17 protein-coding genes are annotated in these 22,060 nt (G+C 47.9%); 13 read left to right on the plus strand and 4 right to left on the minus strand.

Translation table 11 applies throughout. The features are described 5' to 3' along the window. Positions 1 to 29 precede the first annotated feature (29 nt). Genes ACN0YN_RS03010 through ACN0YN_RS03035 form a run of 6 tightly spaced genes read left to right on the plus strand, consistent with a single transcriptional unit; the run spans position 30 to position 8,228 of the window. Complete coding sequence (locus ACN0YN_RS03010) at positions 30 to 977, plus strand: ABC transporter ATP-binding protein (RefSeq protein WP_417383498.1); 948 nt, start codon at positions 30 to 32, stop codon at positions 975 to 977. Continuing rightward, positions 974 to 2,863: an ABC transporter permease gene (locus tag ACN0YN_RS03015; protein ID WP_417383499.1), complete on the plus strand. Its 1,890-nt coding sequence runs from the start codon at positions 974 to 976 to the stop codon at positions 2,861 to 2,863. Before ACN0YN_RS03010 ends, ACN0YN_RS03015 begins: the two co-directional genes overlap by 4 nt. Positions 2,864 to 2,919: 56 nt before the next feature. Further along, the gene (locus tag ACN0YN_RS03020; RefSeq protein ID WP_417383500.1) at positions 2,920 to 4,788 is read left to right on the plus strand and encodes a hypothetical protein; all 1,869 of its coding nucleotides are present in this window, start codon (positions 2,920 to 2,922) and stop codon (positions 4,786 to 4,788) included. Further along, a complete protein-coding gene (locus ACN0YN_RS03025; protein ID WP_417383501.1) occupies positions 4,769 to 5,728 on the plus strand; it encodes an ABC transporter ATP-binding protein in 960 nt (319 codons plus the stop codon). The genes ACN0YN_RS03020 and ACN0YN_RS03025 overlap by 20 nt, the downstream gene beginning before the upstream one ends. After that, entirely contained in the window at positions 5,728 to 7,290 is a 1,563-nt protein-coding gene (locus tag ACN0YN_RS03030) for an ABC transporter permease (RefSeq protein WP_417383502.1), read from the plus strand. Before ACN0YN_RS03025 ends, ACN0YN_RS03030 begins: the two co-directional genes overlap by 1 nt. A 38-nt stretch (positions 7,291 to 7,328) precedes the next feature. Continuing rightward, positions 7,329 to 8,228 (plus strand): hydroxypyruvate isomerase family protein, encoded by a 900-nt coding sequence (locus ACN0YN_RS03035; protein WP_417383503.1) that lies wholly within the window; start codon positions 7,329 to 7,331, stop codon positions 8,226 to 8,228. Between the two features lie 92 nt (positions 8,229 to 8,320). Here the strand turns inward: ACN0YN_RS03035 and leuB are convergent, their stop codons facing one another. Further along, complete coding sequence (gene leuB, locus ACN0YN_RS03040; RefSeq protein ID WP_417383504.1) at positions 8,321 to 9,394, minus strand: 3-isopropylmalate dehydrogenase; 1,074 nt, start codon at positions 9,392 to 9,394, stop codon at positions 8,321 to 8,323. A gap of 462 nt (positions 9,395 to 9,856) precedes the next feature. On the opposite strand from leuB, the gene ACN0YN_RS03045 reads away from it, so the two are divergent. Beyond that, a complete protein-coding gene (locus tag ACN0YN_RS03045; protein WP_417383505.1) occupies positions 9,857 to 10,135 on the plus strand; it encodes a hypothetical protein in 279 nt (92 codons plus the stop codon). A gap of 61 nt (positions 10,136 to 10,196) precedes the next feature. Here the strand turns inward: ACN0YN_RS03045 and ACN0YN_RS03050 are convergent, their stop codons facing one another. Further along, positions 10,197 to 10,817, minus strand: coding sequence for a hypothetical protein (locus ACN0YN_RS03050; protein WP_417383506.1), 621 nt, complete (start codon positions 10,815 to 10,817; stop codon positions 10,197 to 10,199). A 171-nt stretch (positions 10,818 to 10,988) separates the two neighbouring features. On the opposite strand from ACN0YN_RS03050, the gene ACN0YN_RS03055 reads away from it, so the two are divergent. The 4 genes from ACN0YN_RS03055 to ACN0YN_RS03070 all read left to right on the plus strand — a co-directional run bounded on the left by ACN0YN_RS03055 (position 10,989) and on the right by ACN0YN_RS03070 (position 15,584). Beyond that, positions 10,989 to 13,511 (plus strand): excinuclease ABC subunit UvrA, encoded by a 2,523-nt coding sequence (locus tag ACN0YN_RS03055; RefSeq protein ID WP_417383507.1) that lies wholly within the window; start codon positions 10,989 to 10,991, stop codon positions 13,509 to 13,511. Between the two features lie 138 nt (positions 13,512 to 13,649). Then, on the plus strand, positions 13,650 to 14,108 hold the full coding sequence (locus tag ACN0YN_RS03060) for a hypothetical protein (protein ID WP_417383508.1): 459 nt from the start codon (positions 13,650 to 13,652) through the stop codon (positions 14,106 to 14,108). Between the two features lie 194 nt (positions 14,109 to 14,302). Further along, positions 14,303 to 14,530, plus strand: a complete 228-nt coding sequence (locus tag ACN0YN_RS03065) for a winged helix-turn-helix domain-containing protein (protein ID WP_002643778.1) — start codon at positions 14,303 to 14,305, stop codon at positions 14,528 to 14,530. Positions 14,531 to 14,633: 103 nt separating this feature from the next. Then, a complete protein-coding gene (locus ACN0YN_RS03070) occupies positions 14,634 to 15,584 on the plus strand; it encodes a tetratricopeptide repeat protein (protein ID WP_417383509.1) in 951 nt (316 codons plus the stop codon). Between the two features lie 7 nt (positions 15,585 to 15,591). Here ACN0YN_RS03070 and ACN0YN_RS03075 read toward each other — a convergent pair whose 3' ends face one another. Together ACN0YN_RS03075 and ACN0YN_RS03080 are read right to left on the minus strand one after the other, a co-directional pair. Next, positions 15,592 to 18,210, minus strand: coding sequence for a DNA internalization-related competence protein ComEC/Rec2 (locus ACN0YN_RS03075; RefSeq protein WP_417383510.1), 2,619 nt, complete (start codon positions 18,208 to 18,210; stop codon positions 15,592 to 15,594). Between the two features lie 22 nt (positions 18,211 to 18,232). Beyond that, positions 18,233 to 19,210 (minus strand): glycosylase, encoded by a 978-nt coding sequence (locus tag ACN0YN_RS03080; RefSeq protein WP_417383511.1) that lies wholly within the window; start codon positions 19,208 to 19,210, stop codon positions 18,233 to 18,235. 135 nt (positions 19,211 to 19,345) lie between these two features. Between ACN0YN_RS03080 and ACN0YN_RS03085 the strand changes: the two genes are divergently transcribed. Continuing rightward, positions 19,346 to 21,217 carry an ABC transporter ATP-binding protein gene (locus ACN0YN_RS03085; RefSeq protein WP_417383512.1) on the plus strand — a complete coding sequence of 624 codons (1,872 nt, stop codon included), beginning with the start codon at positions 19,346 to 19,348 and terminating at the stop codon, positions 21,215 to 21,217. Between the two features lie 173 nt (positions 21,218 to 21,390). Beyond that, positions 21,391 to 21,825: a CAP domain-containing protein gene (locus ACN0YN_RS03090; RefSeq protein WP_417383513.1), complete on the plus strand. Its 435-nt coding sequence runs from the start codon at positions 21,391 to 21,393 to the stop codon at positions 21,823 to 21,825. The last annotated feature ends 235 nt before the right edge of the window (positions 21,826 to 22,060 follow it).

A 22,060-nucleotide genomic window follows, 5' to 3' on the forward strand; every position in this document is an offset into this window, starting at 1 on the left:
CATTCTCCAGTTAGAACGTTACAAATTCTATGAGCACGCAACCTGCAATGGTGGAAGTCAAAAATCTCTGGGTCCGCTATGGAAACTATGAAGCCGTCAAAGGTATTTCTTTTTCCATACCGAAAGGAGAAGTCTTTGGTTTCATTGGTCCGAACGGGGCTGGGAAATCATCTACAATTAAAGTCCTGGCAACACTGCAACGGGAGTATGAATGCGATGCAGTCAAGATTAACGGAATCTCAGTCAAGAAAGCACCGCACCTGATTAGAGAAATGATCGGCTACATGCCGGACTTTTTTGGTGTTTATGAAGATCTGACTGCCCGGGAATACCTGCATTTTTTTGCCGCCGCTTATCGTATCAACCGTAATCGCAGAAAGGCGATTGTCAACGATGTGCTGGAACTGACCGATCTGACGGAAAAAATCGACGCACCGGTCGACTCACTTTCCCGCGGCATGAAACAACGCCTGGCGCTGGCGCGTGTCTTATTACACGATCCTGACCTCCTGTTACTGGATGAACCAGCCAGTGGGCTTGACCCGCGCGCCCGAATTGAGGTACGCGAACTGCTGGTCGCTCTCAAGGAAATGGGGAAAACCATCATCATTTCCAGCCACATTCTGCATGAGTTATCACAGCTGTGTACCAGCATCGGTATCATTGAAGCTGGTCAGTTCGTGACACAGGGATCTCTAAATCATATCTACAAACGTCTGGAACTCAGCCGCGTGATTCATGTGCAGATCGTTGGTGAAATGAATGGGATCTGTCAGAAAATAGAAGCATTCGAAGGAGTCAAATCTGTCACCGTGCAGGCAGACCGGATTGCGATTCAACTTCAGGAAGATCAGCTCGCGGTGGAAGATTTACATGCGAAACTGGCTGCGACCGGTGCCAAAATCCGCATGTTTCAGGCAGAAGCCATGGATATGGAAACGGTCTTTATGAAACTGACGGAAGGGAAGACGGCGTGAAACAGAAAATTCACCAACTCGGACTTCCACTGCTCTCCAAAGAGCTGATCGAGATGGCCAACCGCCGTCGCACCTACATTATCCGCACGATTTATGCGCTGCTGTTCCTGGGATTCGTGGGTTTTATTTATATCGATAATCTCGCGCCGCTCATGACGAATCCACTTTCGATGCTGGGGCGGGGACGCGATATCTTTCAGGCAATGGTCTATCTGCAATTTGTTGCCATCTATCTTCTGCTGCCGGCCATCACTTGCGGCGTGATTACACAGGAAAAAGAGCGGAACAGCCTGGGATTACTGCTGATTACTCGCTTAAGTCCTTCCACCATCATTCTGGAAAAGTATCTGGGACGACTGATCTCCATGCTCTCGTTTCTGATGCTGGGACTCCCGATTCTGGCGTTTGCTTATTCGCTGGGAGGCGTCTCTCCCGCGATGTTTATCAACGGCCTCTGGTTGCTGCTGCTGGCCATGTTCCAGATTGCGGCTCTGGGAGTCTTATGTTCCAGCTATTTCCGGACAACGGTTGCAGCCTTCATTGCAACGTATCTCCTTGGATTTTTATTGTTGTTTGGACTTCCCATCGCTCATGAATTGAATCTGCTGTTTTACCGGGATGCTCTCAATCTGGTCGTTGATGTGATGCAGCGTATACCGTACGTGGGAGAATTATTTCCTCGCGGAAATCGCTCAAGTGAGATTGTTAACTTTTTGTTTTTTGCGCCCTACTGGTTTGACCGATTCGCCTGGAGTTCAGGATGGACTTCTGTCTTGAGAACATTCGTCTTCACGATCCCCATCATAATGAGCACTTTTGTGTTTTTGATGTTTGCGCATTACTTTCTGGTACGCCGCGCTTTTTTACCTGCAAACAACATGCTCCTGAATGTTTTCAAAAAACTGGATGGTCTGTTTTCCTATATCAATAATAATCGAGTGACCCGTGGAATCGTGCTGGTAAACGACAATTCCAGTCTGCCGGAAAGTAAACCCATTGCCTGGCGCGAAACGTCGAAAAAATCCCTGGGAACATTCCGTTATCTGTTTCGCATCCTGGTTTTTCTGGAAGTCCCGATTCTGTTTTTATGCATGATTATTGCAACCAGTAATCCGGTGCCTGTCGTACCGGGAGCAGTCGTGCTCCTGTGGCTGATCTGGGGAATCGCAGTGCTGTTCCTGGCTGTCTCCGCCACCAGCCTGATCGCCGGTGAACGATCTCACGAAACGCTTGACGTTTTACTGACGACGCCCATATCGGGAAGTGAATTAATGGACCAGAAGATTTCCGGTGTCAAACGATTATGCCGGGTTTTAATGGTTCCACTGTTAACCATTATCCTGTTTGAAGGCTGGTGGAAATGGGAGAATGCCCAGATGGGTCGGGGAAGAGAATATGAATCGCAGTGGCTTCCCTATTTAGTCGGTTCGCTGCTGACCCTGGCAATTTATCTGCCTATGCTGGTCTACCTGTTCTGCTGGATTGGTATGAAAATCAAGTCACAGACCAAGGCCATTCTGACCGCACTGGCAAGTATTCTTGTCTGGTGCCTGCTGCCGTTTATCCTCGCTTTCCCTCTGTTTATTCTGATTCCCAATCTGAAGGAGGATTCTATTCTTTACGGTCTTTTTCTGGGGCCGGCTTCCTATCTCGTGATGAATGAAGTCGCTGAGTTTCATGACTTTGGAACGGCGTGGGCTCCCCTCATCGCCAATACTGTCATTTATGGTGGCTGCCTTTTATTGTTTCGAACACTCTGCCGTAATCATATTGATGAAAATCTGGGGCGCCTGGGTTATGATAACAGCAACTACTATCGTCCCGGTTATGATTCGATCGAGGGCATCTCCTTTGATCACTCATCACAATTGAGCTCTGAGACATGAAGCATTACACCAGAATGATCCCGTATAATCTTCTCCCATGGTTCACCCTGCGTTTCATGGCAGGCGCGTTTCTGATCATGTTTCTGCCTGGTTCAGTCTTTGCGATTGATATTGAGGAAGTTGTCTGGGGGTTTACGAATCAACAAACTGACGGTGAATGTATCCCCGTGTCGATTCTGCTTCGCAATAACACGCCTGACGCATTTGACGGACCAGTTGCGCTAAACCAGCTGCAATATGGTGGAAGTAAAGTCGGCGTGCCCCTGATCCGTAAAGTCTTTCTGGCGCCATTCAGTTCACAGTGGGTTCAGTACTATCCTTATATTATCGATTCCCATCAGGGTGAATGGTCTCTGAACTGGGGACCGCACTATGTCTATGGTCAGAAACTGACCAGGGCCGAGCAGAATATGGATTCCAACTCGGAGCTTAACGTTCCGCGATCACGAGTCATATTGAGCAGTTCTAATGCACTCACTCAGAAAGTCGGGCATTTCAAACAGTTTCCGGAAGAATTATTTCCGCCATACGTTACTGCAACAGACTCACTGGATGAAATGATCATCGCCCACGTTCCCCGTTGGGATGCGGCTCGTAAGACTTCTTTTATGGACTGGCTTTACCAGGGGGGAGTCGTTCATCTGTTGCCCGATGGCTCGACAGGCGAGAACCTTGTCTTCACAACCAGCATGGTTGAATTAAATTCACCGTTAGACTCTTTCCGAATTGGTGAGGGACTGGTGATTCGTCATTCATTGAAAATGTCGCAAATGACTGAGGGTGTACTCACCGTAGCCGTTAAAACAATTCATGATCAGGAAGCCAAAAACATTCATGAACTCACTCCTGAAGCCAATGAAAATGTAACCGTCGCCGATCAATACAGCCGTTATCGCTATGGCGATATCAACTACAAGCTATTACATGAACTGTCGGAACTGACACACCCGGATCATAACTGGCCTCTTATTTATCTGATGTCGATGCTTTACCTGTTTATGATTTTCCCCGGTTGTTTCCTGTTCAATAAACGACAGAAAAGTTCGCGCTACCGTAATTCGCTCCTGTTCATTCTGTTTACCGTGGTCTGTTTCAGCACCATTTTCTGGAGTATCGGCAAACGGGGTTACGGCGAAAAAACGACTATCAACAGCTTACTCGTTGCAAAGCCTTTACCGGGAAACTATTTCGATACCACCTGCTGGATAAACTCCTTTGTAACAGATGGCGGAGTATATGAATTTGAATCGACCGGAGAAGGCTCCATCTTCACGACGGCTCAGGATACAGAACGTGTAAACGGTATTATTGCAAATGGTATTGATGGTAAATTCCAGGCTGACGTCCCGGCATTTACCAGTCGCCCGTTTCTGTATCGGGTCAAAGTTCCTTACCCTAAACCGGAATGCAAGATTCTCGACTACAAACTCAATCTCGATGCAAATCTCGAAGACCTTACGCTTGAATTTGAGCCAGGATTACCGACTGAGAACTCACGGATTCAGATTCTGTTTCGCGAAAAACTGTATTTGGCCACGCAGAACAAAGAGAACAACCGATCCATTTTCAAACTCAACCAGGGGGGAGTCATTCCTGTAGCTGCCTGGAGAACCAAACTGACTGATAGTTTCGGTCAGACTACGTTCTACGCATACGAAAAAGAAAACAAAAAGATCTCTGAAGTTTACAGTAAAATTTTCGAGCCGCTTGTTATCAATTCATTAGATCTGAAAACGGAAGAGCAGGTCGTTAATTATCGGGGCCACCAGTCCCGTTTCAAGTTATTCTATTACTGTGATATCCCCGACGAATTTAAGCTTAAGACCGATGTACAGGGAGACCAGCAGGGGCGCATCCTGTTCGTCTATGATTTTGCTTTACCTGAGAAACAGATTGCTGAAAATAATGAATCAACCGATCAATAATCAACCTGTAATCGATATTCAGAATGTATCGCATTCCTTCAAAGGACATCGTGCATTACAGGGCATCAGTTTCCAGGTTCAACCTCAATCCCTGCATGGTTTTGTCGGCCCGAATGGGGCTGGGAAGACGACTACTTTGAAGATCATCTGCACGCTGCTACGTCCGCAGGGAGGTAAGGTGGAGGTCTTCGGGCATGATGTCCGTTCGGCTGTAAAAGAGATCCGAAAACGCATCGGATTCATGCCCGACCATTTCAGTACCTACCGGCAGATGACCGTATTTGAGTACCTCGACTTTTTTGGAGCAGCTTACGGCCTGGGGCTCGAGCAACGGAATCAGGTGATTAATGATGTATTGACTCTGACAGATATGGACGGCCGCAAAGATTCGCTGATCAGTGGGTTGTCTCGCGGGATGCAGCAGCGCGTCAGCCTGGCACGTGTGCTGGTCAACGATCCCGATCTGCTTTTGCTGGACGAACCGGCATCCGGCCTGGATCCCCGCGCACGAATTGAATTGATGGAAATTCTGCAGGAACTGAAGCGGATGGGGAAAACGATTTTCATCAGTTCCCATATCCTGAGTGAACTGGCCGAATTATGTGACAGTGTCACGATTATCGACCGTGGACTGATTAAATACAGCGGGTCCATGGATGGGTTACTGACCCACGAACAGGAACATCCGATATACAAAGTCATGCTGGAAGCAGAAGTCGAAGGATTAATTGATTCATTGCTCACGGAACCGGGGATATTGAAAGTCGAACCTACTGAAAAAGTGCGTGAATTACGTATTATGTTCGATTCCACGATCACAGACACGGGAAAGATTTTGTCGAAAATCATTGCACTCAATGGAACAATCGAATCCTTCCAGCGTGACAAGAAACACCTGAATCAGGCATTTCTGGATCTGACCGAGCAGGGAGTGCGATAATGTTACGGGGAACGTTTGCTTTATTTAACCGTGCATTATGTGTCGACTTTCGATTGATGCGTACCCATTTGTTTCGTTTTCTGTTTGCCATTCTGATTCTGTTCTGTCTGATGATGGCCCATTCCAGCAGTCGATTTATAGGTGCTGCCGGACTCTCTTTATTTTCCAACATCATCTATCTGAATTTTGTATTTATCCTGATGGCAGGTGTCAGTTTTTTTGCCACTGCCATCACAGAAGAAAAAGAAGAACAGACGATCGGGTTGCTGTTAATGGCGGGGGTGAATCCCATTTCGCTGTTATTGGGAAAGTCTCTGCCGCGACTGGTTTCTGCTCTGATCCTGCTCTCAATCCAGTTTCCCTTTACGCTGCTGGCAATCACGCTGGGGGGAGTCACTTTCTCACAGGTACTCGCGACATATGCAACCCTGGCAGCATTTCTGATTGGATTAGCCAACCTGGGACTGGTCTGTTCGGTAGTCAGTGCGCGGTCACGAACTGCTTCGACCCTGGTTCTCATTTCCCTGGTTCTGTATTTTCTGGGGCCCGTCTTACTGGGATGGTGTGTTGATGGTGCCGTTTCTGCGAGATGGATTGCCTCCAACTCATTGATTGCACGGGGAACGGAAGCTTTCGTTGAGAAGTGCTACGAATCCTCTGTTTTAAGACAACTCAGTGAAATTCTGACATCCGGGTTTAGTGAAAGCGCCTGGGGCTTCCAGTTCTGGACCAACCTGATTGCGGGACTGGTATTCTTTCTATTGGCCAGTCTGTTTTTTAGTCGATTTGCGCTGACCGAAGTCTCTACGGATCCGGGACGCGGGCTGATCTCTAAAAAACGGAACCGGATGTTTTCACCGGGACGTGCCTGGATACAGGCATTGGCATGGAAGGATTTTTATTTTGTGAATGGCGGACTGGGAATGGCGGTCATCAAATTTGTCTGCTATGGAGGCGCTCTGATTTCATTGTGTACTTATATCAATATTACTTCCCGGAGTTATTCACTGCGAGAAATGGGACTGACCATGTTCTGGACCATGCTGATTGTGGTGATGATTGAAGTCAGTCTGATTTCGTCCCGTATTTTTCATGTGGAAGTTCAGTGGAAAACCCTGGTTTCGACTGCGATGCTACCGCAGTCGATGGCACAAATCGCCTATGCCAAAGTATTTGGTTCCATGCTGGCGATTGTACCTGCGTTCTCTTATCTGCTGATTGGCGGACTGTTGGGAATCAACGAAATGAGGCAGGATCTGGGTTTGGTGCTCGCAGAACCCAGTTTCTGGCTGACCTGTATCGAAGTTCTGTTTTTCTGGCATCTGACAGCACTGTTATCGACGTATATTAAATGGGGAGCATTACCACTGGCATTCGTCCTGATGTGGGTTGGTAATATGTTCTTCTTCTTTTTCATGAGTATGATCGCGATGAGTGGTGGCGGCGGGGGACCGGAAGTCTTTGAAGCGATCATTATCCTGTTTACTTTGTTTCTATCAGCCGGTATTGTAGGATCACACATTCTCATTAATGAACGTCTGGTTTTCCTGGCTTCCCAGTAAACAGGGACATTGAATTGGCGCAAAACAATGGAGTCATAATGGAATCTAAACTAAGTCGAAGAAGGCTTTTACAATCATCCAGCATATTAGCAGCTTCCGCATTAGGCCTGGACTTACAACAGGGAGCAGCTGGTGAAAAACAACAGACGACACCTCAGCCACTGAAGGGAAATATCAATCAGTCTGTCGTACACTGGTGTTTCAAAAAGTACTGGGATATTGAAAAAACCGCACAGGTTGCCAGCCAGTTGGGAATCAAAAGTGTCGAACTGACTCCCGCAGAGAACTGGGATACTCTGAAAAAGTATGGCTTAACCTGTGCGATCGCATCCAGCCATGGATTTAAAGTCGGCTTTAACAATCCAGACCACTGGGATGAATGCATCGAGATTTTACGTAAGCGGATCGATGAATGTGCTGCCGGAGGCGTCAAGAATGTGATCACGTTCACAGGCATGCGTGACGGCATCGACGATGAGACAGGAGCAAAAAACTGTGTCAACGGCTTTAAAAAGATCATCGGTTATGCCGAGAAGAATAATGTGAATCTCTGTCTGGAAATGCTCAATTCCCGTGACAGCAGTCATCCGATGAAAGGTCATCCCGGCTATCAGGGCGACCATACGGAGTACTGTATTGATATCATCAAGCAGGTCGGCTCTGATCGGATGAAACTCCTGTTTGACATCTATCATGTGCAAATTATGGATGGAGACGTGATCCGTCGTATCCGCGAGCACAAAGATTACATCGGCCATGTCCACACAGCCGGGAATCCGGGACGGGGTGAACTCGATCAGAAGCAGGAAATCAACTATCCTCCGATCATGCAGGCTCTACAGGAGATCGGTTACAAAGGCTACGTCGGACAGGAATTCATTCCCACCCGTGATCCTTACGAAGGCTTACAGCAGGCTGTCGTCCTATGTGACGTTTAAATTGCGTCTTACGATCAGCTGATTCAAAACAAAAGGGGTGGAGAACAAACTCGTTCTCCACCCCTTTTTTATATGCAATCTGTGATTTCTTTTCAGGCAGAGAGTTCCTGAATCACAAAGTCTCCCATTTCTGTGGTTGAAATGCTCTTACCGCCCGCAGCGATGTCGGCCGTGCGATGTCCTGCTGCCAGCACCCGGGCAACGGCTTCTTCGACAGCAGTCGCTTCCGCTTCCAGATTCAAAGAATGTCTGAGCAGCATGGCTGTTGCCAGAATCGTCGCCAGCGGATTGGCAATTCCTTTCCCTGCGATATCAGGTGCAGAACCATGAATGGGTTCATACAGTCCAGGGCCATCCGATCCCAGTGAAGCAGAGGGGAGCAGCCCCAGTGATCCCGGCAGCATTGAACCTTCGTCCGTCAGAATATCACCAAACATGTTTCCGGTGACAACGACATCGAAGTCAGAGGGGCGGGAGATTAAATGCATCGCCATTGCATCGACGAGAACAACCTCGTATTCGATATCGGGGAATTCATTTTTGACGACATCAGCGGCGACCTGTCGCCAGAGACGAGAAACTTCCAGCACATTGGCTTTATCAACCGACGTCAGCTTACCGCGTCGATTGCGGGCCGCTTCCGCAGCCAGTCGCACAATGCGGGCAATCTCTTTCGTGGTGTAGGTCATGACGCTGAAGGCTTTTTCGCCATCAGGATGTTCCATTCTGCCTGATTCACCGAAGTAAATCCCGCCGGTCAATTCGCGGAAGAACAGGATATCGGTCCCTTCGATGATTTCCCGCTTTAACGGCGAAGCATCGAGCAGCTCACTGTAAGGTTTAATGGGACGCAGATTGGCAAACAGTCCCAGCTCTTTCCGAATTTTGAGGAGCCCCGCTTCGGGACGAGTTTTTGCGGAAGGATCATCCCATTTGGGACCACCAACTGCACCCAGCAGAATCGCATCGGATGCTTTGCAGGTCTCCAAGGTTTCTGCAGGAAGCGGGTCGCCAAATTCATCAATGGCATTGCCTCCCATCGGGCAGGAGGGGGTCTCAAACTGATGCTCGTATTTCTGTGCAACTGTCTCGAGAACCCGTTTGGCCTGTTCTACGATTTCGGGGCCAATTCCATCGCCAGGTAGTAATGTAATCCGAGCTTCCACTGTCATTTCCTCATTTGTACTTTTCAACGTGATAATACAGGTGATTTCCTCAACGAAAGAGCTAATTTAGCGACTGTACATCCAAAACTCCAGCCGGCACCGATATGAATTTTAGCGAGTCGCGCTCTGAATGGGTGTCATAGCAGGGTGGTTCCAGTTCAAGATGTCTGTACAGTTCGTTCGGTTATTCCCTCTGACCGTTATAATCCGACACGAGAAATTAACATAAGCAGTAAAATCTGCCTGTAAAATCAAGAGTTTTATACTTTGTACCGATAAGAAGGATTAGATCCCGCTATGGATTTCGTGTCTTGTTATAGCGGGCTAAAACATTCATTTTCGTCGTCGATTCGCATTCACAGCCCTGAAGTGACTTCAGGAAGATACTTTGAGACAAGGGCTTACGCTCAGGAGGAGCAAGCGAAAAAACAATCGATGTAAGCGACAGGACAGGGACATCGCATGTTTCGCTCTTCATTTTTTGCTGCCGGTTTATTCGTCTTACTGACTGGTACTTCATTCTTATTTGTCGACAAGATGGTTCTTACCCACAAAGTCACCGTGGAAGAAGAACCGGAACCAGTACGCGAACCAGAATTTCGTGGTTTCCTGGGAATGACAACATTGAATGATGAGCAGCAGGAAGAATTAAATCCTCCTGACTGGGCTGCATTCAGCCTGATGTCGATTGGTGCCGTCACAATGCTTTACGCAGCTGCATTGCCTAAAAAACGATCATAAAAACAGCTACTTTTGCAGAATCATTTACCGTGAGGAACGACTGGCGTTTCTCACGGTTTTTTTATTGCTCAAACCGCAGAGTGGCCCACAGACTTGGATCCTGAGCGAATGGGAATTCGTGATCCACAATCATGAACTGTTCTCCCAGTTCAGAGTCTGTGATTTTGTAATAAAATCCTGTCTGAGGATAAGATGCGGGATCGAAACCATAGAGTTCCGCAGCTGGCAGCCAGACATCCAGCTCGTAGCCTGTTTTACTGGTTTTTGACCAGAGACCAATCTTTTTCAGATCACATCGAGGTGCATCATCCTGTGCCCGATGAATAGTCTGTTGCAGGCAAACCGGCTTTCCTGCAGGACCCGCAGGTTGAAATTCAAAAGAGAGACAGTAACGACTGGCGCGATGAATGGTTTTGGTGTCACGCGTATCGAGCCAGATCTCAAGCTTCTCTGAAGGTGTGACCGGATGTTTTTTTTGAGTCACCTGCAGGCTGATAGCCAGGCCGTCTGAATTCCAGGCAACTTTGAGTTGCCCCCATTTTTTTGACTTCTCATACGTCAGATCAGGGAGCAGAGCGGTATCCGGGAGGTTCAACAATCGTCCCCGCTTGTGGGGAATGTCCTGGATCTGCGGCAGCGCAATCGAATGCCGAAACAGGAATGAACAGGGGATAATTGACATGGTGAAATGCACTCACTGCTGAACGTGATCTTTTAAAAATATCCTGACTGTGTAGAATCATAGCATTCTCGCTCCCGAGAAGCTATTCCCGGTCAATTTACTTCATATGTTTTCAACAGCAGATTCACGTATTCTGCCCTAAGGCTCCCCATGCGCTATCAGAATGATCAGATGATTCGAATTCAGGGCGCACGCTGTCATAATCTGAAAAATATCGACGTTGATCTGCCTCACAACCAGATTTCAATCGTGACTGGTGTCAGCGGGAGCGGGAAGAGCAGCCTGGTATTTGACACCATTCATCAGGAAAGTCAGCGACGTTTTCTCGAGAACCTGTCGACAGGGACACGACAGTTGTTTAGCCAGGCTCAACCAGTTGCCGTTGACCAGCTTCTAGGTTTGCCCCCCACAATCTGTTTTGATCAGACGCAAAGAGTGCAATCGAAGCGAAGCACACTGGCAACCCTGACGGAACTGTATGACTTTTTTCGACTTCTCTATGCAAAGCTGGGAATCGTTCATTGTGTGAACTGCGGGCAGGCGCTGCATCAGCAGACGCCGGAACAGATTGTGGATCTGGTTCTGGCACTCGAGGACCGTAAAAAAGTCATGATTCTGGCTCCAGTCGTCTCAGCCAAAAAAGGAAATCATGCAGCGCTGTTGAATCAGATTGCGAAAGAGGGATTTGTTCGTGCAAGAATTGATGGAACAGTCATTGATATCACACAACCTTATGAATTTCCGGACGATGTTCCGCATGATATCGAAATCGTAATTGATCGCATCATCGTGAAAGAGGGAATCCAGTCACGTCTGAAAGAATCGGTCGACCTGGCGTTGAAACAGGGCGGGGGGACCTGTCTTGTCAGCCAGCAGACGGATTCGGGCTGGTCAGATCGCTATGTGAGTACCCGTCTGGCCTGTGGAAAATGTAATCTCAGTTTTCCCGATCCCGAACCAGTCACCTTCAGCTTCAACAGCCCTCATGGTGCCTGCCCTACTTGTGAAGGACTGGGAATCATTGAACAACCCGATGCTGAATCAGATCAGATCTGTCCGGACTGCCAGGGAGCCCGTATCAGTCAGTATGGGCGTTCCATTCTGCTGAACCAGCATTCGATTGACCAGGTCATACAGTTCACAGCCCCCGAAATGATTCAATGGCTTGATGAATGGGAGACTCTGGCGACTCAGGAAATGAGCCACCAGGATCAGCTCATCACAGATCAGATCGTGCCCTCCGTAAGAAAAAGACTGGAGTATCTGACTGAAATCGGACTGGGCTATATCCAATTATCACGTCCTTCGAAAACGTTGTCCGGCGGTGAATTACAGCGTGCCAGACTCGCTGCCTGTCTGGGTGCAGGAACGACGGGGGCCTGCTACATTCTGGACGAACCTACAGCGGGCTTACACGCGAATGAAACTCAGAAACTGTTGAACATTTTGCAGCAACTGAAACAGGCAGGGAATACGATCATTGTGGTCGAGCATGATCACGATGTGATTAAAACTGCAGATTACCTGGTCGATATTGGTCCCCGGGCCGGAGTAGAAGGAGGAAATCTGGTTTTCTCTGGCAGCTACGAAGAATTCCTTCAGCACCCGGAATCCATCACCGCACAAGGTCTAACGACCCGATTCCAGCACAGCGCACAACCACATCGATTGAATACGAACAATGAACAGTTCATCGAAATCACGGGGGCGAGAATCAATAACCTTAAAGATGTTACACTCAAGGTTCCCCTGCAGGAACTGGTCTGTGTTACTGGCGTCAGTGGCTCCGGAAAAAGTTCTCTGATCGTCGAAACACTGGTGCCTGCCATCAAAGCGGAATTGAACAGGCGACCAAATCCAGCATTGCAATATGATTCCCTGCAGGGGCTTGAACATCTGCAGCAGATCAAAATTATTGATCAATCTGCTCTGGGAAAAAACGGCCGTTCCAACCCGGCGACTTACTGTGGGATCTGGGACGAAATTCGAAAACTGTTTTCAAAAACAAAAACAGCACGCTTGCGCGGTTATACAGCCCGCCGATTCAGTTTTAATTCTGCGGAGGGGCGTTGTGGAGAATGCCGGGGAACCGGTGTGAAACGAATCGATCTGAAATTTCTGCCCCCCGTTTTACTTCCGTGTGAAAAATGCCATTCGAAACGGTTCAACCGGGGAACGCTGTCTGTTACGTATCGTGGTAAAACAGTCAGCGATGTTCTGGAAATGTCGATTGCTGAAGCCTGTGTGTTTTTCGAACCGATTCCCCGTATCCGGAATACCTTGCAGGTCATGCTGGATCTCGGCCTGGGTTATCTGGCACTGGGGCAGCCAGCCAATCTGTTATCGGGAGGAGAAGCCCAACGGATCAAACTGGCATCAGAGCTGATCTCACCTCTCAACGGCATGTCGCTGTTTGTTCTGGATGAACCGACACGAGGACTGCATTCACATGATATCGAATGCTTACTGCAGACCTTAAACAAATTGATTGACACAGGCAATTCGGTACTGGTGATAGAACACCATCCCCAAGTGATGTGTGCTGCAGACTGGATCATTGACCTTGGTCCCGAAGCTGGTAATGCAGGCGGGATCATCATCGACGAAGGTCCGCCTGACTTAATTGCAGCCAACCGGCAGGGAGCGACAGGAAGACTGCTGTACGAACTGACCGGTAATGCAGTACGCGATTGAGTGTTTTTCAAAAGTCTACCGAAAGTAACTCCTGCAGAATCTCCTGAATTCCTTTATACTGAGATCAGGCTGCTATCCCGTTGCCTGATTGTCCGTCAAGATCACCGATTGTCTTAAAAAAGTTAAGCTGCACGTATCATGAAATTGTTTAATGAGTATGGCGTATCGTTTGAATATCCCGACGACTGGGAGCTGACAAAAGATGTCAACGAACAGGAGGGAGAAATCCAAATCAGTGTCGCTGGCACTGACTCTTCTTTCTGGCTGATCTCTCTGTTTCTGGTTGATATTCCTGCTGAGGACTTACTGAAAAAGTCTCTGGAAGTCTTTCAGGAAGAATATGAGGAACTCGATGTGTATGAAACTCAGGTCAGACTGGCTGGCAAGGAGTGCCTTGGTTACGACGTCGAGTTTGTCTGTTCTGAGTTGATCAACAGTGCCTTCCTGCGGGTTCTGAAAACCAGCCTGTTCACTGCATTTATCCTGTACCAGGGAACCGACCAGGATTTGCAGAATTCGCTGAAAGATCTGGAGGCAATTTCTCTCAGTCTGGATATTTTTGATAATGAATTTGACGGATATCTGGATATTGTTTAAGTTTAAAGTCCTGCGATTGAATAAAAACTCCGAAAATCAACGATTGCTTACTAAAGTCGACCGGTTTTATAATACCCAGATAAGACAGTTGCTAACTGGCGTTCAACGGTATGACACCGATGCAGCGTATTGGCAGAGGAAGCCACACCGTACTGTTACAGAAAACTGCAGGTTTCTCGTTCAGGAGCATTTTGATGTCAGCGGAAATTGAATCACATCAGGTTGAAAGCATCGGAGTTGTTGCAGGGGTCGTCTGGCAATATCTAAGTGAACACGAACCAGTGACGCTAAGTAAACTGTCGCGCGAGATTGAGGCTCCCCGTGATCTGGTTATGCAGGCTGTCGGATGGCTTGGCCGAGAAGGTAAGATCGAATTTCATCAGGGATCTCGCAGTAAGCTGATTTCGCTGGTAAATGAATAATTAAAAAAATCCTGTTGCTCTTCTGACTGCAAAATACGGGGCACATTTTTGTAGTGAAGAGCGGCATCGCTTTTTCGCCATCTGCCCTGGGGAGGTCACATCGTTGAGTGACTCAAAAATCAGTGAACTGTATCAACAGGCACGTGCTCTTCAGAAATCCCATGAAATTGAAAAAGCGATCGAGATTTATGAACGGATCCTGAACACTAAACCAGCAGATAAAAAGGCACATGTCGCAATCGCAACAGCCTTCTTTCAGTTACAAAAGTATCCGGAAGCAATTAGGCATTTTGAGGAATTAACCCGTCTGGCTCCCCTGGATGCCTCACCTTATATCAATATGGGCGCCATCTATAATCGCATGGGCGAATACAAACAGGCTTTGAATATCTTACGAAAAGCCGTTCAGAAAGACAAAAAATCAGCAGATGCCTTCTACAACATGGGAATTGCTCACAAGGGTTTAAATCAGTTGAGTATGGCGGTAACTGCTTATAAGCAGGCACTCGTGTTTAATCATGATATGGTCGATGCCCATTTCAACCTGGGGAATGTTTATCTGGAGATGAAAAATCATTCCCAGGCGCATTCCAGCTTTACACAGGCATTGGAAATCTCACCTGGCTTCAAGAAAGCCAGAAACGCCTTAAAAATCCTGGAGGCAGAATCGGTAAAAGAGCAGGAAAACAAGAGTCCATTTGGCCGCCTGGTTGATGAATCGACACTTCGCAAAAAAGGGGCCCGAGTTTCTACCCGCGCACTCAATGCCGAAGAGCGTGCGAATGACCGCCGGGAGATTCATAAACTGTGCGATGAAATCACAGAGATCACTCACACCATTGTTGATGATTTAAAAAAAGGTGTGAACCCCGGCCTGCTGAATTTGAATCGGTGTATCTCACAAGGCGAAAAGCATTACTCGGAACTGGATGAAGCTTATACGGTGTTTCAGAAAAAAGTAAAATCTCTCACGGACATGAGAAAGCTGCTGAAACACCGCATGCTTGAGTTAAGCTCGCATGAAGAATTAATGAAGCCCAACAGTGCGAATTAAAGTCTGATTACTGCTCCCAGGTATCAGTACGCTGTCCATCTATCTTAAACGGATTTACCGTCAGGTTACCAGTTTCGTCGATCTGACAGACGATTGCCCCATGCTGACGAGTTGCATATATCTGTGCCGTTTCTGAATAGATCTTTTTTAACTCTGAAATCGTCTTCTCTCGACCTCCACTGACAATCACGTAGGCAGGCCGGGCCCATTCGCTCAGATCACGGGTATTTGCAGATTGACTGCCATGATGCGGTGACAGGAGCACATCGAAGTGACCAGTCGCTGTTTCACTCAATAGTTGCTTGAGTCCCGCTCCTTCTAAATCTCCCGTGAGAAGAATCTGACGACCGCCATAACTGATTTTCAGTGTCAGACTTGATGGATTGTCCTCCTGATAGCGATCACCAAATTCGGGATGCAGAACCTCAATCTCTGTTTCCTTACCCAGGGTGAAGTGGTCTCCTTTACTGATTAATTGAATGGGTACATGATAATCCATGGCTGAATCACACAATTCGATTGTTCCCCGTTGCGACCGCGACAGAAACGATTGTGGAAAGGCGAGTTCACGCACATAGCCATTCGCAATTAATTCTTCTGCTGAATTAAAATGATCGCGGTCGGCGTGTGAAATCAACAACAGATCCACCCTGCGAATTCTCCGTGAGAGTAAAGTGTTTTTTATTTTTGTATAAGTTTGTTCCACAGGCGACATGGAACCGGCATCGTAGAGAATGGTCTCTCCACCGGGGGCTTCGATCAGAATTGAGACGCCATGATTGACGGCGATGAAGGTACATCGCAGAGACGGTTCCTGGGGAATTAACAGTGGAACCAGCAGGCCTGCCAGAATCCAGACAGGCAGCAGCGACAGTCTTAATTTCTTGACTGAGATCCTGGAAATCCGATTCTGCTTCGCAAGTCCGGGTAATACGGAGAACAGCAATAAGACATAGTAAACCAAAATCCACCAGAGGGCGGGGGCAGGTAATTCGAAATGGGACCAGGGCAAATTCGATGTCCACTTCACGATCCACAGCAGCAACTGCAGGCTCTGATCAAAGCAATAGCCAAAGAGCCCCGCAGTGAAGGGGAGCAGGGCTCCGACAAACATCAGCAGGTAACCCAGCAGGAGGATTAGAAACAGAAACGGGAAGATCAGGGTGTTGACTAGAAGTCCAATCGGGGACAAAAGATGAAAGTGATAGAGAACGAGCGGGGCGGTTGTAATCCAGATGAAAAATGTCACCAGAAAAACGCTATACAGCATTCGAAAATACTGAAAGCAGAGCCTTTGTAACGGTGTCTGCAAAAGTGGATCATTGGCTTTCAGACGCCAGCGTAAAGGCAGCCAGGTTTGTTGATACAGGTTTTTATAAAAGTCCTGATTGACCGTCCAGAGAATCGCCGTCACTGCCAGAAACGATAGTTGCGTCCCCACATCAAACAGGTCTGTGGGATTGATCAATAGAATGATCAGTGCAGACAGACAGACCAGATTCAAGGTGGTGATCGTGCGCCAGTTGACCAGTCCCAGTGTGACAAGTACACAAAACGAAGCGGCGCGTAAAATCGGTGGTCTGATCTCGATAATGGACAGGTAAAACAGGATTGCCATTACCAGGAAAGTCACAGTCACCGATCGAGGCAGATTCAGAATATGGCAGATACCCCAGACAAACGCACTGAAAAATCCAATATGCAAACCAGAGATCGCTAAAAAATGAATCAGTCCTGACTGGCTGAATTCCTGACGCACCTGAGAGCTCAATTCAGTACGTTCACCCAGCAGAAGAGCGAGTGCAACGGGCTGCGTCGACTCTGTTGTCTGCTCAACGATACGTGCTCGGAACCAGCCCCGCGCTGACGTGCGGAGACGATTCCACGAATAATCGTTTGATTCCTGTAACACAGTGACCGCTTCCGGGATTTTGACCGACAGTCTAGCGTCAATTTTCTGTTTGCGATAATAGACCGAAAAATCATAATCCTCAGGGTTATCGGGCTTCTCACAGGGTTTCAATTCCCCAATGACTTCAACCAGATCCCCGGCCCTCAGTGAACTGGTAAGTTCCGATCCAGAGGGTTTTAGATTTTCCGTAATGAAGACACGTACTTTACCTGTCATGGGTGATTTTGAATCTTTAGTGATGAGATTCTGGCAGGCAAGTGTAAACTGAATCCGTCGCTGAGGCTGTTCTGGGTTCAGTAATTCGTTTTCTTTTATATCGTGAATATCTGGTCTGGAAGTAATCTGACCGGCAAGTCTCACAATACATTTGGGAGCCTGCTGCTGACTTTCCGGGGAGAGCAGGCGCGTCACATCTTCCGGGCTTCGACAAAACCAGAATTCGTGATGTCTCAGAGCGCCCAGGCAGACAACCAGAGCCAGTAGCATAAGAGTGGCAACAAAACGCCGATGACGCCAGAACGAAAAAAGCCAGCCACATAAAACGCTGACAGCTGTCAGCAACCAGATGGAAATCGCCAGATTCAGCCATGCATCCAGCAGAATTCCTGTTGCGAAACAGATCAACACACTGAGTGCCGGAGACCGTGGTGCATGTTGCGGCACCTGATCGCCTGGGCTGGATTCGTGGTCAGTCTGTTCAAGGGATTCGTGCATTAAAACTGGAACCCCGGGGTTTTCAGGGGACTGCGGGAAGATTCAAATCAACCTGATTATGCATCGTGTAAAAACGGAATCGATTCCCATCGGGAATCAACAAACCGCTCGACTGGTTGACCTCGGGTCGGGTCAGCGGGTTTCCGGGAAATTTCACCCAGTCAATCATATTTTTAGAAGCAGCGATATTCGTTGTCCACAATGATGGTTTTTGCGCTGCGTCTGTACCGTGGAAGATCATGTAATAGGTTCCCTGGTATTTGATCAGCTGATTCATGGCAATCATTTTTTGATCATAGGATTCAGGGCCGGGCTGCATGATGGGCTGGTCGTTATTAATATTCGTCCAGACTTTCATATCAGGTGAAGTCGCCAGCCAGATCCCGGCGTCCCGTCTTTCATAAAACAGATACCAGGTTTTGTTCTCATACCAGACCACAGGCGTTCCATAAGGACCGGCGGCAATGGGTTTTCCGTCCGACATGCGTACATCCAGGGCACCGACGCGAGTCCAGTTTACGGCATCGGTGGAAGTCAGATGCTGGGCAATGTCGTCTTTGCCTTCGGCAAACATGTGGTAGGTATCACCGTGTTTGATCACCATCATGTCTTCAACCCAGTGTTGCTGGTAGATGGGATTGCAGGGAGATCGGGTCCAGTGGATTCCATCGCAGGACCAGGCATATCCGAGTTTTTTCATGCCTTCGCGGGTCCCGTCGTAGCCGGTAAACCAGAGGTGATAGAATCCCCCTTCTTTGAGAATCCAGCCGCGTTCTCGGATTTTAACATCCCAGTGCCCGGGCCCCTGTGCTTCGAAGATGGGATTTGAAGCATAAGGACGAAATTTGGTTAATTCATCTGGAAAACGAATTTCTTCCGCAACGAGCGGCGAAGTAATTCCGTAGAGAAATAGTGTCAGTACCAGCAACAGGAGAGAATTAAAACGTGTGTAGAATTTCACCGTGGGTCCGTTCATTTTATAACAATCGTCAGGTTTCATGTGTTTCCACTGCCATCTCATCAAAGTTTCGTTATTATACGCAGATCACTTTCCGAAATTCAAAGTGCCAGAGATGAATTCTGAGTGCAGCTGCAGAGCAGGGCATTCTGAAAGCAGAAACCAAAAGGATTGATCATGCCAGAGACAACAGCATTACTCGATATTCAGGGACTGAAAACCTACTTTCACACCAGCCGCGGAGTGGTGAAAGCGGTCGAGGATTTAAACGTCACGATCGAAAAAGGGAAGACGCTGGGTCTGGTAGGGGAGTCCGGTTCAGGTAAGTCCGTGACGTCACTATCCATCATGAAACTGCTGCCGGACGCGGCTGCGAAAATTGATGCCGGCTCCATCTCGTTCCTCGGGAAAGATCTTGTAAAATTATCCGATCCGGAAATGCGCACTATCCGTGGTCGGGAAATCAGTATGATCTTTCAGGAACCCGGTACTTCTCTGAATCCCGTGTTCCGCGTGGGAAAACAGGTCATGGAAGCGATTATGCTGCACCAGAAGGTGACAGCAGAAGAGGCTAAAAAACGAACAATCGACCTGTTTCACGAAGTCGGGATTCTCGACCCGGAAAGACGATTTTCGAGCTATCCCCATGAGATGTCCGGTGGTCAGAAGCAACGTGTGATGATCGCGATGGCATTGAGTTGCAACCCGGAATTATTGATCGCTGACGAACCCACAACGGCACTTGATGTGACCATTCAGGCACAGATCCTGAACCTGATTCGCAAGCTGCGCGATGAACGGGGAATGTCGGTGCTGTTTATCACCCATGATTTAGGTGTCATTGCTGAAATTGCAGACGATGTTGCCGTTATGTTTCGTGGCAAACTGGTGGAGTATAAACCTGTCGTCGAGATCTTCGAAAATCCGGAGCACCCTTATACAAAAGGCCTGTTAGCCTGCAGGCCGTCGCTGGATTCCACTTTTAAACGTTTGCCTACCGTCTCTGATTTTATGGATTTTGAAGAAACCCGTCCCGGAGAATATCTGATCCAGGAAAAGGTTTTCGATGAAAGCAAATTCAAAGACATTACGGCACAGGGACGCCCCCGTATTCTGCACCCCCGCTCGGAACTGGAAGCGTTGGGTTACCGCTGGGATGAGATCAAAAACCTTCCCGAATCGCGTTTTGTCGAACCAGGGGAGAAACCGATTTTAAGTCTGGATCAACTCCAGGTCTACTACCCGATTAAGAGTGGCGTCATCAAACGTACCGTTGATCATGTCAAAGCCGTGGATGGCATCTCTTTGAACATTTACCGGGGACAGACAATTGGACTGGTAGGGGAATCCGGGTGTGGAAAAACAACAACCGGGAAGGCGATTGTCGGACTGGCTCCCGTAACGGGTGGAAAAATCCTGCTGGAAGGGAACGATCTGGCCCATATGACACGTGCCGAGCGAAAACCGTTTCGCAGAAAAGTGCAGATCATTTTCCAGGACCCGTACAGTTCATTAAATCCACGAATGATGGTCTCGACAATTATTACTGAATCCATGATTGCGCATCAATTAGGAAAGTCGAAGTCAGACCGCCGTGATCGCGCAGCTTCTCTTCTGGAAGAGGTCGGTCTGCCTGTTGACTATCTGGACCGTTACCCGCATGAATTTTCCGGGGGGCAACGACAGCGTATTTCAATTGCCCGCGCCCTGGCTGTTGAACCCGAATTTATTATCTGTGATGAATCCGTTTCCGCACTCGATGTTTCCGTGCAGGCTCAGGTCTTGAACCTGCTCAAAGATCTGCAGGAACAACATAACCTGACCTACATTTTTATCAGTCATGACCTGAGTGTTGTGAAGTTCATGTCGGACATGATGGCGGTCATGAATTCCGGAAAACTGGTGGAACTCGGGCCGTCAGAGGCCATCTATCAGAACCCGCAACAGGAATATACGCGTAAATTAATTGAATCAGTGCCCGTTGATGATTTGTCACAAATTAAGACCCGAGTTGCACATAGGAAAGAGCAGTCACTGAAGCTTAAATAAGAAAAGATATGTGGATTTGTCTATATGATGGGAGGACCTCCATTTCTGCTTTCCGTACAGTAGACCACGGCAATTGCCATTGCTAACCTTGCCCTGCAGTCTACGGAACCGGCAAAGTTTATGTCGGTGAAATATTTTGACATCCTAGGTACGGAAAGATTAGGAAAGTTGTAATGACACTAAAATCATCATGGAGAGTTGTTTTAACAGGTCTGTTTTGCCTGCTGTTCATTCAGCCTGTTTTTTCAGAAGAAGAAAAGAAGGAAGGTGAGCACGACTGGTTACTGAAAAATCCCACCATTCAGAAACTGCTCAAGCTGCATAACGAAGAACGCGCACGCAATGGAATGCCAGCCTTGACATTGAACACGAAGATGTGTCTGCAGGCTCAGGAACATGCCACCTGGATGGCCCAGACTGGCTACTATCAGCACAGCAATCTGCCTTGGCCAGAAATTATTTTCCAGGGTCCAACTTCAGCCGCCGCTGCGGTAAATGGCTGGATCGCTTCCCCCGCTCATCATTCCATCATGTTGACAGGGACTCAGGCCGGATTCGGATTCATGGTTTTGAACGGCAACTACTACTGGGTAGGTGTTTTTAAATAAGCACACCAGTGAATGAGCCGATTCCACAGCAGTCGGCACCGATTTTAAAAAACAAGGCTGATTTTGGTTGACGGTAAGTCTAAATGTAACTTACCTTTAAACCAGAATCAGCCTTGTTCTATATGGATGAGTCTGCCACAATCTACCTACAGCGTCTCACACTATGGTTCTGGATTAAATAACCCATATAGACCTCCCGTGATTTTTCCGACTTTTCAACGGAGTAATTGAAGGA

The sequence above is a fragment of the Gimesia sp. genome, assembly GCF_048260065.1.
Classification (GTDB): Bacteria; Planctomycetota; Planctomycetia; order Planctomycetales; family Planctomycetaceae; genus Gimesia.